Below are 12,991 nucleotides of genomic sequence, written 5' to 3' on the forward strand. Positions count from 1 at the left end.
CCGATCAGCTGGTTATCGCGCACGCCCTGCACGGAAGTCAGATCGCGGATGCGGTCAGCATGAGCAACCAGGCTGATGCCAAGCAGTAAGCTCAGGCCCAGACGCAGCAGAGTGTTTATTTTCATTATTACCTCGATTACATCGGCGAGACGTTCAGGAAGAAACGCTGGAACCAGCCCATGGTCTGCGCCTCATTGATATAGCCATTTCCGACGTACTCAATACGTGCATCGGCCACCTGCGTTGACAACACGGCGTTGCTGGCGCTGATGGTGCGTGGGTTAACCACACCAGAGAAGCGAATAAATTCGGTGCCCTGGTTGATTTCAATCTGTTTTTCACCGACGACGCGCAGGTTGCCGTTCGACAACACCTGATTAACCGTGACGGTGATGGTGCCGGTAAAGGTGTTATTGGCGGTAGCGCCACCTTTGCCAGCGAAGTCATTTTTGCCGGTTGCATCGACGCCCACTTTCTCGCCGCTGGCACCGACCAGTCCATTCAGCCCCGTCGGCACGCCGGTCACGCCAAAGCTGTTGCTGCCATCGCGGCTGGCGTTGGCGGAAGAACTTTTGCTGGCGCTGACATTTTCTTGCAGCGTGATGGTCAGGGTATCGCCAATGTTGCGAGGACGACGATCCTCAAACAGTGGCTGGTAGCCGTAGTTCAGCGGCGCCACGCCCTGGAAAATAGAACCGTTAACCACCGGTGGTGCAGACGGCGTCGGTTCCGCCGTGGTCGCGCCTTGTACCAGTGGCGTGCGCGGTACCAGCGCACAACCGTTAAGTGTCAGTAGCAGCGTGGCTACTAACCAATGCCCAGGCTTGAGAATCACTTGCTTCGCCACGGAGTTCTGACCTTATTCATGTTCTTAATCGGGCCAGCTAAGCTGGCCCAAAGACACCAGATTAGATCTGGGTTAATTTCTGCAGCATCTGATCAGAAGTTGTGATCGCTTTGCTGTTGATTTCATAAGCGCGCTGCGTCTGGATCATCGTCACCAACTCTTCCGCCACGTTGACGTTTGAGGTTTCGACATAACCCTGATACAGCAAGCCCGCGCCGTTCTGGCCCGGCGTACTTTGTGTGGCCGCACCGGATGCCTGAGTTTCCTGGTAAAGGTTTTCCCCCAGGCTATCCAGACCGGCATCGTTCATAAAGGTGCTCAGCGTCAGCTGACCCACCTGTGCCGGGTTCGTCTGCCCCTGCTGCGTCACGCTCACCACACCGTCACGCGAGATGGTGATGCTGGTGGCGTTAGCAGGAATGGTAATCCCTGGCTGCACCGGATAACCGGCGTTGGTCACCAACTGGCCATTCTGATCGACCTGGAATGAGCCGTCGCGGGTGTAAGAAGAGGTGCCATCTGGCATCTGCACTTCGAAATAACCCTGACCGTTGATCGCCACATCTTTCGAGTTGCTGGTCTGCGACAGGTTGCCCTGGGTATGCAGGCGTTCGGTGGTCACGGGACGTACACCGGTACCAATCTGCAAACCCGATGGCAGCGTTGTTTGTTCAGAGGACTGAGTACCCGGCTGACGCAGCGTTTGGTACATCAGATCTTCAAACACCGCACGTGAACGTTTAAACCCGTTGGTCGACACGTTGGCGAGGTTGTTCGAGATGACGTCCATATTGGTTTGCTGGGCATCAAGACCGGTTTTCGCGATCCACAAAGAACGAATCATGCTGTTTTCCTTACGCCTTAGCTGCTCATGTTGAGCAGTTGATTGGCTTTCTGTTCGTTTTCATCGACGTTAGTGATGACTTTCATCTGCATCTCAAAACGTCGGGCGTTGGCGATCATATCGACCATGGTTTCCACCGGCTTGACGTTGCTGCCCTCCAGCACGCCCGGCATCACGGCAACAGTCGCATCATTGGCCAGTGCCGCACCGCGTGTAGCCTGCGTGGCTTGGGTCGGACGGAACATGCCGTCGTCGCCACGCTGCAGCTCTTTCCCCGTGGCGCGAACCAACTTCAGCTTGCCGATTTGTACCGTGGCATTTGGCGCATCACCCGCATTACGCGAAGTGATGGTACCGTCAGCGGCGATAGTCAGTTCGGAGCCCTGTGGAATGGCGATTGGACCGCCATCGCCCATCACGGGATTGCCTTGAATGGTCAAAATACCGGTCGAGCTGATCTGCATGTTGCCGTTGCGGGTATAAGCTTCTGAGCCGTCAGCAGTACGCACCGCCAGCCAGCCATCTTGCTGTACCGCCACATCCAGCGGGCGCCCGGTGTTGTCCATCGCGCCGGGCGTCATGTCCGCGCCCGGCGTGGAAGCCGCCACCAGAGTACGCGTTGGCAGCGACCAGCCATTCACCGGCACCGCGCGCAACGCGTTGAGCTGGGCACGAAAACCCGGCGTTGAGGCGTTGGCGAGGTTGCTGGCGGTCACCGACTGCTGTTCCATCGTCTGACTGGCCGCGCCCATCGCGGTATATATTGCGTGATCCATAGTGCAATCCCGTTAGCGTATTAACGTAAGTTGATCAGGGTGTTGAGGATCTGATCCTGCGTTTTGATGGTCTGGCTGTTCGCCTGATAGTTACGCTGCGCAACGATCATGTTGACCAGTTCTTTACTCAGATCAACGTTGGAAGCTTCCAGAGCGCCTGAGGTCAGTGAACCGTAAGTGCCGGTGTTCGCCAGACCAATCGCTGCCTGACCTGAAGAGTTGGTTGCCGACCAGACGTTATCGCCTTCTGACTGCAAGCCCTCTGGGTTAGAGAAGCTGGCCAGCACGATTTGACCCAGCAACTGAGTCTTCTGGTTGGAGTAGGTACCGGTGATGGTGCCGTCATCGTTGATGGCATAGCTGGTCAAATCGCCTGGTGCATAACCATCCTGAGTCGGGTTACCGAATGAGGTGGTGCCGGTGTTTTGTTGTGCACTGCCCAACAGGCTCAGGCTGATCACCTGGTTAGCGGCTGCGCCGTTTGCGGCCGTTGCGGTAGCTGATGGGTTCAAGGTGAGGGAAACAGTACTGGTAGTCGTATTATTATTGCTGTCCGTCACACCGGTCAGCTGGCCGTTGGTGCTGAACTGCATGTTGAAGCTGCCCAGGTCATCGCCAGTGGTCGAGTCAAGCGCGTGAACGGTCCAGCTGTTGCTCGCAGAATCTTTGACGTAGTACAGGTCCAGCGCGTGATCGTTACCCTGTGAGTCATACACCGTCACGGTACTTTTCGCGTTATAGCTATCCACGTCAGACGCACTGAAGGTGGTTACGGTTGGCACAGTATCGGTAGAGTTCAGGTTTGAGACCAGGCCTGCAGTAGTAGTGGCGCGCGCAGCCATCTGCGTGGTCGGGACGCTTAACGCCACTGGGTTAGCACCGGTTTGAATGGTAGGCGGTGTACCGGTTGCCGGGTAGCCTGTCACGCTCATACCCTGGGTGTTCACCAGGTTACGGTTTTCGTCCAACGTGAACTGGCCGTTACGTGAGTAATACACGCTGCCCGCTGCATCGGTCATACGGAAGAATCCGTTGCCGCTCAGTGCCACATCCAGGCCACGGCTGGTTGAGGTGGTGGTACCGTCGTTGAAGTTCTGGATTACCGCCGCCACTTTGGTACCCATACCAATGTTGGATCCGGCAAACATATCCGCGAAAGAGATGGTGCTGGATTTGAAACCTGCAGTGGCGGAGTTGGCGATGTTGTTACCGATGACATCCAGGTTACTGGAGGCCGCATTCATACCACTTACAGCTTGAGAAAAAGACATAGCGTGTCTCCTGCTTAAATTGAATTAGAGAATCTGACGAACCTGATCAAGCGTGGCGGAGCCCATGGTGCCGAGATCCAGTTTTGCGGTGTCATCGACCGTACTCACGCCATTGACGTAGGCATAGTTGAGCGGCTGGGCCACCAGTTGTGTGCTGCCATTACTGGCGGCGATCGATACCGAGTATTTGCCGTCGGCCACGGTTGCGCCGTTGGCATCAGTGCCATCCCACGAGAAGGCATGCACACCTGACGTCAATGCGCCCAAATCGATAGTGCGCACCACGGTACCGCTGGCATCTTTGATGGTGGCGGTAGTGGCAGTGGAAGCGGTAGTCAGTTCTACGCCGAATGGCGTGGTGGTGCCGCTGCCGACCAGAACCTGGCTGCCATTAATCATCACGCCATGACCAATCAGCGTGGTGCTTTGTAAGGACTGGCTGGTGGTCAGCTGACCGGAAATGGATCCCAGGGTGGTATTCAACTTCTCAATACCACTCAGGGTGTTGATCTGTGCCAGCTGGGTGGTGAGCTGGCTGTTATCCATCGGATTGGTGGGGTCCTGGTTCTGCAACTGCGTTACCAGCATGGTCAGGAACTGGTTCTGCAAGTCCTGCGCACTGTTGCCGGTGCCAGTAGAACTGGAAGAACTGAGGACCGTTGGGTCAAGATTGGCGTTAACGCCTACTGCTACACTCATGATCGTGCTCCGTTATTGACCCATGGTCAGGGTTTTCATCATCATTGACTTCACCGTGTTCAGCACTTCGACGTTGGCCTGATAGCTGCGCGACGCTGACATGGTGTTAACGGTTTCTGAGACAACATCCACATTCGGCATCTTGACGTAGCCCTTTTCATCCGCCATCGGATTGCCCGGGTCATACACCAATTTGGCGGGCGTTGGGTCGTTGACCACGCCAGCCACTTTGACACCGCCCGTTGCCGCACCCGGTGCCGCATCGGTCTGGAAAATCACCTGCTTCGCCACGTAAGGCTGGCCATCCGGTCCGGTGACGCTGTCGGCGTTGGCCAGGTTACTGGCGCTGACGTTAAGGCGCTGAGACTGCGCCGTCATTGCAGAACCGGCGATATCAAAGATATTCAGCAATGCCATGATTATTGCCCCTGCAGTACGTTCATCATGCCTTTGATCTGGCTACTGATGAGGGTGAGATCGGTTTGGTATTTCAGGCTGTTATCAGCAAACTGCGTACGTTCCCGATCCATATCCACGGTGTTGCCATCCGCGGCAGGTTGATCGGGTATGCGATACATCAGGTCCATTGACGGCTGAGAATTGGTCTCAGCCGCAATGTGACGAGAAGAGGTCACCTTCAGCGCCATGCTGCTGCCTTCGGCGCGACCGTTCTCCATTACCTTGCTCAGTTGGCTGGCAAAGTCGATATCCCGCGCCTGGTAGCCCGGGGTATCAGCGTTGGCAATGTTTGACGCCAGGATTTCCTGACGCTGAGCACGCAGGTTTAACGCTTCTGTACCAAATCGCAGCGCGGCATCGAGTTTGTCGAGCATGCTTCCTCCGCGAATGAGAATTTTGAGCTGACAGCTTAAGTGGACAAAAGCAAGGGTGATCGTCTGAATAGCAGCAAAAATAACGGCTATTTTTGACATTGAATTTTTCGCGCGAAGAGTAGACTCAGGCCATCTTCTCGACAGGAGGCGTTTATGCGCAGATTTTCACCCTTGCTGGCCACCCTTTTGTTGGCCATCGCGCTGCCCGGCTATTCAGCGGATTTGACCGCTCAGTTAACCCAGTTTTTTAAAGCGCGCGATCCGCAGCACGCGGCGGGTATGACCGTGGTGATTCGTACGCCACAAGAACAGTGGCCGACGTGTGATACGCCGGAGCTGCAGCTCCCGGGCAACAGCCGCCAGTGGGGTAATCTCAGCATTTCAGCTAACTGTGCGCAGAATCGTCGCTTTTTGCAGGTGCAGGTGCAGGTCACGGGGCAATATCTGGTGGCCAGTCGTCAGGTGATGCGCGGTACAACGCTCGACCCAAATGACTTCCGCATGGAAACCGGTCGTCTGGATGAATTACCGCCACGCGCCCTGTTTGATCACAACAGCGTGGCCGATGCGATTGCGCTGCGCGATATCCCCCCTGGACAGGCGGTAACCGCTTCCATGTTGCGTCAGCCATGGCGTGTTAAAGCGGGTCAAAATGTGATGGTAGTGGCGAGTGGAAACGGGTTTAATGCCAGCAGCGAAGGACGTGCGCTGAACAACGCCAGTGCAGCTCAAATGGTGCGTGTACGCATGGGAAATGGGCAGGTGGTCAGTGGTCGCGTCGACGCGGATGGGAATATTCTGATATCGCTATAAAGCGTTAAAGAACCCTGCTGTTCTGCCGATAGAGATATCAACAAAGACATTACCCTATGCTGACTCAGTTGGCTGACCCCCAACTGACCTTACAGGAGCAAGACCATGAGCATCGAAAGAACGCAACCATTAAACCCGGTGAGCACTGTACAGTCTCGCGACACCAACGACAACAGCGGCAAAGTGCGTCAAACCGCCACGTCTGCCACCACAACCACCACTAGCGAAAGCGGTGCGGAAGTGAAGTTGAGTGCCGCTCAGGCGCAGCTGATGCAGCCTGGCAGTAAAGACATCAACACCGCACGTGTTGAACAACTGAAAACCGCCATTCGTAATGGTGAACTGAAAATGGATACCGGTAAGATCGCCGATGCGCTGATCGCCGATACCAAGGCGTATTTAGAGGGTAACTGATCCCAATGGACAATCTGCTGACCACCTTAGAAAAAATGCAGGACGTGCTGGCTTCACTCACCGTAGTGATGGATGAAGAGCAACAGCAACTTTCTGCCGGCCAGGTTAATGGCAACCTGTTACAGCGCATATCAGAAGACAAAAGCGCGCTGCTGACCACGTTGAATTATCTGGACGAAATGCGCCGTAATACCGAAAAATCGCTCGGTACTCAGGCGCCATATGGTGGTCACAGCGATCGTGAACGCCGCTGGCAGAGCATTCAGCAGCATACCCGTCGTTTGCGTGATACCAATACGCACAATGGGATTCTGCTGCAGCATCAAATCCGCTATACCCATGATGCGCTGGCCGTGCTTAAACCGCACCAGACGCAGGCGTTTTACGGCCCAGATGGATTAGGCAAGGGTCAGGCGACTTTGAGTCGACAAAGGGTAAAAGAAAATCCCGCCGAGGCGGGATTTTTTTTATGCCAACGTGCGGCGGGCAAAATCTTTGGGTCGGAAGCCGAGCAAGCCCAGCATGACAAAGTAGGCGCCGCCACCGATGGCGCACACCGCCGCCAGACGCAGCAAACGCCACCACATCTGCCCCTCTTCCCACGCCGGCATCACGTACAGAATGCCGAGCAGTGCAGCGGCCATCACCACCACCGCAATAAACAACCGCACAAGGAAGCTGAGCCAGCCAGGCTGCGGCTGGAAGATATCTTGCTTACGTAATTGCCAGTAAAGCAGCGCGGCATTAAGACAGGCCGCCAGACCAATCGATAATGACAGCCCAGCATGCTTAAGCGGGCCAATAAAGGCCAGGTTCATCAGCTGTGTCATGATTAGCGTGACGATAGCAATTTTAACCGGCGTTTTGATGTCCTGACGGGAATAGAAACCGGGTGCCAGCACCTTCACCACAATCAGCCCCATCAAGCCCACCGAATACGCGACCAGCGCGCGTTGCGTCATGGCGGCATCAAACGCCGTGAACTTACCGTACTGGAACAAGGCCACTGTCAACGGCCCGGAAAGAATGCCCAATGCCACCGCGCTAGGCAGCGCCAGCAGGAAGCACAAACGCAAACCCCAATCCATTAAACGCGAATATTCGTCATGATTACCGCTAGCAAAACTCTTCGCCAGTGACGGCAACAAAATGGTGCCTAATGCCACACCCAGTACGCCGGAAGGGAATTCCATCAGTCGGTCCGCATAGTACATCCAGGATACCGAACCGGAGACGAGGAAGGAGGCAAAAATGGTGTTGATGATCAACGAAATCTGACTCACCGACACACCGAGAATGGCTGGCCCCATCTGACGCATCACACGCCATACGCCCGCATCACGCAGATTAACGCGAGGCAGCACCAGCATGCCAATTTTCTTCAGATGCGGCAGCTGGTAGAAGAGCTGCAGAACGCCCCCCACCACCACGGCCCATGCCAGTGCCATTACCGGCGGATGGAAGTGTGGCGCGGCAAACACGGCAAAACCAATCATGCTGATGTTCAGCAGCGTAGGAGCAAACGCGGGCACCGAAAAGCGATTCCAGGTGTTCAGAATCGCCCCCGCCAGGGACGCGAGGGAGATCAGCAGAATATAAGGAAAGGTCACGCGTAACAGCGAACTGGTCAGGGCAAATTTATCCGCTGTATCGGCAAATCCTGGCGCCGTCACGATAATCACCCAAGGTGCGGCAATCATGCCCAGCACCGTCACCACCGCCAACACCAGCGTCAGCAAACCCGAGACATAGGCGACAAACACGCGCGTGGCGTCTTCACCCTGTTTACTCTTGTACTCAGCGAGAATGGGCACGAACGCCTGTGAAAATGCGCCTTCGGCAAAAATACGGCGCAACAGATTCGGCAGCTTGAAGGCAACGAAGAAGGCATCGGTGGCCATCCCGGCACCGAAAACGCGGGCCACAATGGCATCACGGGCAAAACCCAGCACGCGGGAAAACAGCGTCATCGAACTGACCGCGGCCAGCGATTTCAACAAATTCATAGTGTGTGGCGCATCCTGAAAAGTTTCGGATAAATGAGCAACTTAGCGCGGACATCCACTGATGTCCGGCGATAGTCTACTGCCACAGCGGGAAATGACCAGCATTGAGTGTTACAAGGGGTTATTCCTGTTCAGCATCTCGCCACAGTTTTTCTATCCAACGCTGCGCTGCCAGCGCCTGTTCGCCACTGGTTTCAGGCATCGTCTGATTTTCTACGCATTGAATAAAATGGTGTGCCGCGCCGCAAAAACCACGCTGCGTGAGGTGGTCTTGCCAGGCTGGCGGCGCACTGCGATACAAACCGCTGCTGTTCTCTTGCTGCCAGTCCCGCATGTCGTTGATTTCGATATAGTCCCCGTCACAGATAGCACTGACCACTTCACGCTGTGTGCCGGCACGCCGATGCATGCAGGTGGTGATTTGCAGCGCACCTGCCGAGAAGTGATGCTCCGCGTACAGCATCGCACCCTCGTCATTAGTCTCAATGTGGCCTTGCTCGCGCGTCAACTTGCCTCCTGCCAGCCACAGTGCGGTATCAACCACATGCAGATAATCATCCAGCAGGGTAAAACGCAGATCATGAGGGCCAACGCTATCCGCACGATGTTTCTCAATACGCAAAGAGGCTGCACGCGGCATTTCACTTTTCAACTGCTGATAGCGTGGCGCAAAACGGCGATTGAACGCCACCATCAATTTACGTTTCCGCTTCTCCGCCAACGCCACCAGGGTTTCAGCTTGCTGCAAGGTTTCCGCTAAGGGTTTATCGACACAGACATCTTTACCCGCCAGCAGCAGTGCTTGCACCACCTCAAAATGGCTGGCGGTACTGCTGTGCACAAATACCGCGTCACTGGCCGCGGCCAGTGCATCGAGCCGGCTAAAATAAGGCATACGATAGCTGTCGCAGATCGGCTGCGCTTTTGCCTGATTGGGCGAAAAAGCCCCGGCTAACTGCCAGCCTGTCGCCTGAGACAACTCCGGCAACCAGGCTTTCTGCGCGATGCCGCCTAATCCCACCATACCAATACGCAGCGTCATCTTAATGCTCCTGTTGCAGCAATTGTTCCAGCTGCGCCACGCGGGCTTCTAACTGTGCAACGCGTGTAGCAAGGTCATCGTGGTTAACTGCACTGACGTTTTCGGATGCTTCTTCCAGCACATCACCACCGAAAAGGTGCATGTAGCGGCTTTCGCGTTTTCCCGGCTCACGTGCAAGTCGCACCACCATCGGGCCATCATCCCGCGTAATTAAGCCGTTGAGCGTCTGCTCCACTTCGTTCATGTCGCTAAATTCATGCAGGCGGCCACTGCGGGTACGCAATTCGCCTGGCGTCTGAGCACCGCGTAAAAACAGCAAGGTCAATACCGCCACTTCAGCACTGCTGAGTTGCAGGTTGCCAAACGCCGAGTTGCAGAAGCGCTGCTCATATTTACTCACGCGCTGACCAAAACCGCTATTGGAAGTCACCAGATGCTTCTTCACCAGCTCATCAAGCTGTGACTGCACCTCCATTTCGCTGAGGTTCATCACCGGTTCGCGGTTGGATTTTTGATTGCAGGCGGTGACCACGCCATTGAGGGAGAGTGGATACTGTTCGGGCGTAGTGACCTGCTTTTCCAGCAGGCAGCCAATAACGCGCAGCGCCTGAGCAGAGAGTGCCATCTTCATTTTCAAGTCCTTATTATTGTCCACGACGATCCGGGGTCCAGTCGCGCCAGGTGAGCGCCGTGAGGACATGATCCTGCCAGCGTCCATCAATCAGCAAATAGTCTTTCGCATAACCCTCTTTCTCAAAACCGAGTCGTGCCAGCAGATCGCCACTGCGCTGATTATGCGGCATATAGTTGGCCATGATGCGATGGATACGTTGCTGGCGCTGCATGTAACGAATTGCCGACTGCAGCGCTTCAAACATCATGCCCTGCCCCTGCCACTTTTCGCCCAGCGAATAGCCGAGATAACAGGCGTGAAAGGAACCACGCAGCACATTACTGAAATTCGCGACGCCGCGTATTTCATGTTCTTCCTGGTCCATCAACACAAAATAGTAGGCAGACCCCTGTTTATGCATATCAGCGATCAATCCTAAACGCGCCTGCCAGCCGGAGGGATAGCAGTGGCTTTCATCACGCACCGGCTCCCAGGGTTTGAGAAAAACGCGATTTTCGGCGTAATAATCCGCCAGTCGCCAGGCATCGCGTTCGTGCACTAAACGAACCACTAAACGGTCGGTCGTGAGGCGCACGCGTGGGCCAGCAGAACGATAGCCAAACATCATGACTCCTGAAATCCATAACTTTAAGAAAGATGTACGCCAGCGGCGATACTTCTCACTATAACCGCCACCTTGGCTGCGGTAAAACCCTTGCCATAGGGCAAAGTGATTCTTCCCGATTCAGGATTAATATTCCTGCTCATGCGATTAAAAAATATCATCCTGATAACCCTGTTTTTCCCCTGTTGGCAGGCGGAAAATAGACCAACTGGTCTCTTTCTCTTCTCTCTTGCTCAGGATAAAGCATGTCTCGGGTAGCGCGGGCACGACGCCTCGGTAAAACATTTTTGTTAGTGGATAACATGCTGGTGGTGTTAGGGTTTTTCGTGGTATTCCCCCTGATTTCCATTCACTTTGTTGAGCAACTCGGCTGGGCGGCATTAATGGTCGGCATCGCGCTGGGTCTGCGTCAATTTGTGCAGCAAGGATTGGGCATTTTTGGCGGTGCTATTGCTGACCGCTTTGGTGCGCGTCCTTTGATTGTGACAGGCATGTTGATGCGCGCCGCCGGGTTTGCCTGCATGGCGCTGGCACACCAACCCTGGCTGCTGTGGCTGGCCTGCCTGCTCTCGGGGCTGGGAGGCACCTTGTTTGATCCCCCCCGCAGTGCCATGGTGGTTAAGCTGGTGCGTGCTCGCGAGCGCGGACGTTTTTTCTCCCTTCTGATGATGCAAGACAGTGCCGGTGCGGTATTGGGCGCGCTGGTCGGCAGTTGGCTGCTGGCGTGGGATTTCCGTCTGGTGTGCTGGGTGGGTGCAGCGGTGTTTGTCGCGGCGGCCATCTTTAATGCCGTATGGTTACCGGCATGGCGCATTTCGACCGAACGGATTGCCATGCGCGAAGGCATGCAGCGGGTCTGGCAAGATAAGCGTTTTCGCCTCTATGTGCTGACGCTGACCGGCTATTACATCCTGGCGGTGCAAGTGATGCTGATGCTGCCCGTGATGGTCAACCAGGTGGCTGGCGCGCCGGCTGCGGTGAAATGGATGTATGCCATCGAAGCCATGTTGTCATTGAGCCTGCTCTATCCGCTGGCACGCTGGAGCGAAAAACGTTTTCGTTTAGAAACGCGTCTGATGGCCGGTTTGTTCCTGATGACCTTCAGCCTGCTGCCAGTAGGCATGACCGATTCATTGCCCTCTCTGTTTATGCTCATTGGCGTGTTTTATCTCGGTTCCATTATTGCCGAACCGGCGCGAGAAACGCTCAGCGCTTCGCTGGCCAGTTCACGCGCTCGCGGAAGTTACATGGGCTTTAGCCGCTTAGGGCTCGCCATTGGAGGGTTGATTGGCTACTCCGGTGGCGGCTGGATGTTTGATGTTGGGCAGCAGATGGCACTGCCTGAACTGCCATGGATGTTATTGAGCAGCGTTGGCATGGTCACGCTTTTGGCCTTGTGGTGGCAGTTCCAGCCACGCCCGGTGGCACCGGCCATCTTCAGCAGCTAGTTTGCCCCTGTTGATAATCTCTTCCATACTTCCCGCACGTCCGGAAAAAGGGTGACGCTTGTCACCCTTATCATCACAGGAGAAGCGGGATGAAACTCTACATCTACGATCACTGCCCTTTCTGCGTCAAAGCGCGCATGATTTTTGGTTTAAAAAATCTGCCGGTCGAGCTGATCGTCATGCTCAATGACGACGAGCAGATGCCAAAGAAACTGATTGGTCAGAAGATGGCCCCGATACTGCAAAAGGCCGATGGCAGTGCGATGCCGGAAAGCATGGATATTGTGCGACTGGTGGATAAGCAAGACCGCGAGCCGCTGCTTAACGGCAAAAATAACCCGGCTATCAGTGACTGGCTGCGCCGTGTCAACGGCTACATTAATAAACTGCTGATTCCCCGTATTGCTGACGCCGCCTTTGCCGAGTTTGCCACGCCTGAAGCGCGCAACTATTTCCGTGATAAAAAGCAAGCCAGCCTCGGTGACTTTGGCGAACTGCGCAAACACGCGCCGGGACTGATTAAAAATATCAGTGATGATTTGCGCCAGCTCGATAAGTTGATCGTCAAACCCAATGCGGTTAATGGCGAACTGTCTGAAGACGACATCAATCTCTTCCCGCTGTTACGCTCCCTGACGCTGGTTGCCGGTATCGACTGGCCCAGCCGCGTCGCCGATTATCGTGACAACATGGCAAAGCAAACGCAGATTAACCTGCTCTCTTCTATCGCTGCATAATCTGTGCTTTACGAGAAACGCAT

Annotated in this window: 15 protein-coding genes and 2 pseudogenes; 5 read left to right on the forward strand and 12 right to left on the reverse strand. The window is 55.2% G+C overall.

Annotation, left to right across the window (positions count from 1 at the left end):
• From flgI to flgB, 8 genes and pseudogenes are all read right to left on the reverse strand, one after another.
• Window positions 1-125, reverse strand: a pseudogene (flgI, locus tag PSSD_RS27500) (flagellar basal body P-ring protein FlgI); the annotation flags it as partial.
• 11 nt (window positions 126-136) lie between these two features.
• The gene (locus tag PSSD_RS16405; protein ID WP_039333644.1) at window positions 137-847 is read right to left on the reverse strand and encodes a flagellar basal body L-ring protein FlgH; all 711 of its coding nucleotides are present in this window, start codon (window positions 845-847) and stop codon (window positions 137-139) included.
• 61 nt (window positions 848-908) lie between these two features.
• Window positions 909-1,691, reverse strand: a complete 783-nt coding sequence (gene flgG / locus PSSD_RS16410) for a flagellar basal-body rod protein FlgG (RefSeq protein ID WP_039333642.1) — start codon at window positions 1,689-1,691, stop codon at window positions 909-911.
• A gap of 17 nt (window positions 1,692-1,708) precedes the next feature.
• Window positions 1,709-2,467 carry a flagellar basal body rod protein FlgF gene (locus PSSD_RS16415; RefSeq protein ID WP_039333640.1) on the reverse strand — a complete coding sequence of 253 codons (759 nt, stop codon included), beginning with the start codon at window positions 2,465-2,467 and terminating at the stop codon, window positions 1,709-1,711.
• 20 nt (window positions 2,468-2,487) lie between these two features.
• Window positions 2,488-3,738: a flagellar hook protein FlgE gene (flgE, locus tag PSSD_RS16420; protein WP_058972964.1), complete on the reverse strand. Its 1,251-nt coding sequence runs from the start codon at window positions 3,736-3,738 to the stop codon at window positions 2,488-2,490.
• Window positions 3,739-3,762: 24 nt separating this feature from the next.
• The gene (flgD, locus tag PSSD_RS16425) at window positions 3,763-4,437 is read right to left on the reverse strand and encodes a flagellar hook assembly protein FlgD (protein ID WP_058972965.1); all 675 of its coding nucleotides are present in this window, start codon (window positions 4,435-4,437) and stop codon (window positions 3,763-3,765) included.
• 12 nt (window positions 4,438-4,449) lie between these two features.
• Window positions 4,450-4,854 (reverse strand): flagellar basal body rod protein FlgC, encoded by a 405-nt coding sequence (gene flgC, locus PSSD_RS16430; RefSeq protein ID WP_034830669.1) that lies wholly within the window; start codon window positions 4,852-4,854, stop codon window positions 4,450-4,452.
• 2 nt (window positions 4,855-4,856) lie between these two features.
• Complete coding sequence (gene flgB, locus PSSD_RS16435; protein WP_039333634.1) at window positions 4,857-5,270, reverse strand: flagellar basal body rod protein FlgB; 414 nt, start codon at window positions 5,268-5,270, stop codon at window positions 4,857-4,859.
• A 153-nt stretch (window positions 5,271-5,423) separates the two neighbouring features.
• Between flgB and flgA the strand changes: the two genes are divergently transcribed.
• From flgA to flgN, 3 genes and pseudogenes are all read left to right on the forward strand, one after another.
• Window positions 5,424-6,083 (forward strand): flagellar basal body P-ring formation chaperone FlgA, encoded by a 660-nt coding sequence (gene flgA / locus PSSD_RS16440; RefSeq protein ID WP_058972966.1) that lies wholly within the window; start codon window positions 5,424-5,426, stop codon window positions 6,081-6,083.
• A gap of 105 nt (window positions 6,084-6,188) precedes the next feature.
• Window positions 6,189-6,497 carry a flagellar biosynthesis anti-sigma factor FlgM gene (flgM, locus tag PSSD_RS16445; protein ID WP_058972967.1) on the forward strand — a complete coding sequence of 103 codons (309 nt, stop codon included), beginning with the start codon at window positions 6,189-6,191 and terminating at the stop codon, window positions 6,495-6,497.
• A 5-nt stretch (window positions 6,498-6,502) separates the two neighbouring features.
• Window positions 6,503-6,928, forward strand: a pseudogene (gene flgN / locus PSSD_RS26655) (flagellar export chaperone FlgN); the annotation flags it as partial.
• Between the two features lie 36 nt (window positions 6,929-6,964).
• Here flgN and murJ read toward each other — a convergent pair.
• The 4 genes from murJ to rimJ all read right to left on the reverse strand — a co-directional run bounded on the left by murJ (window position 6,965) and on the right by rimJ (window position 10,783).
• Window positions 6,965-8,503 carry a murein biosynthesis integral membrane protein MurJ gene (murJ, locus tag PSSD_RS16455; RefSeq protein ID WP_039333626.1) on the reverse strand — a complete coding sequence of 513 codons (1,539 nt, stop codon included), beginning with the start codon at window positions 8,501-8,503 and terminating at the stop codon, window positions 6,965-6,967.
• Between the two features lie 121 nt (window positions 8,504-8,624).
• A complete protein-coding gene (locus PSSD_RS16460; RefSeq protein WP_058972969.1) occupies window positions 8,625-9,545 on the reverse strand; it encodes a Gfo/Idh/MocA family protein in 921 nt (306 codons plus the stop codon).
• A gap of 1 nt (window position 9,546) precedes the next feature.
• Window positions 9,547-10,176 carry a DUF480 domain-containing protein gene (locus PSSD_RS16465; protein WP_058972970.1) on the reverse strand — a complete coding sequence of 210 codons (630 nt, stop codon included), beginning with the start codon at window positions 10,174-10,176 and terminating at the stop codon, window positions 9,547-9,549.
• Between the two features lie 13 nt (window positions 10,177-10,189).
• Window positions 10,190-10,783, reverse strand: coding sequence for a ribosomal protein S5-alanine N-acetyltransferase (gene rimJ / locus PSSD_RS16470; protein ID WP_039333620.1), 594 nt, complete (start codon window positions 10,781-10,783; stop codon window positions 10,190-10,192).
• A 245-nt stretch (window positions 10,784-11,028) separates the two neighbouring features.
• On the opposite strand from rimJ, the gene mdtH reads away from it, so the two are divergent.
• Together mdtH and grxB are read left to right on the forward strand one after the other, a co-directional pair.
• Window positions 11,029-12,231 carry a multidrug efflux MFS transporter MdtH gene (gene mdtH, locus PSSD_RS16475; RefSeq protein ID WP_058972971.1) on the forward strand — a complete coding sequence of 401 codons (1,203 nt, stop codon included), beginning with the start codon at window positions 11,029-11,031 and terminating at the stop codon, window positions 12,229-12,231.
• A gap of 89 nt (window positions 12,232-12,320) precedes the next feature.
• Window positions 12,321-12,968 carry a glutaredoxin 2 gene (gene grxB, locus PSSD_RS16480; protein WP_039333616.1) on the forward strand — a complete coding sequence of 216 codons (648 nt, stop codon included), beginning with the start codon at window positions 12,321-12,323 and terminating at the stop codon, window positions 12,966-12,968.
• Window positions 12,969-12,991: the final 23 nt, after the last annotated feature.

Source organism: Type-D symbiont of Plautia stali (assembly GCF_001485335.1).
Taxonomy (GTDB): domain Bacteria; phylum Pseudomonadota; class Gammaproteobacteria; order Enterobacterales; family Enterobacteriaceae; genus Pantoea; species Pantoea vagans_C.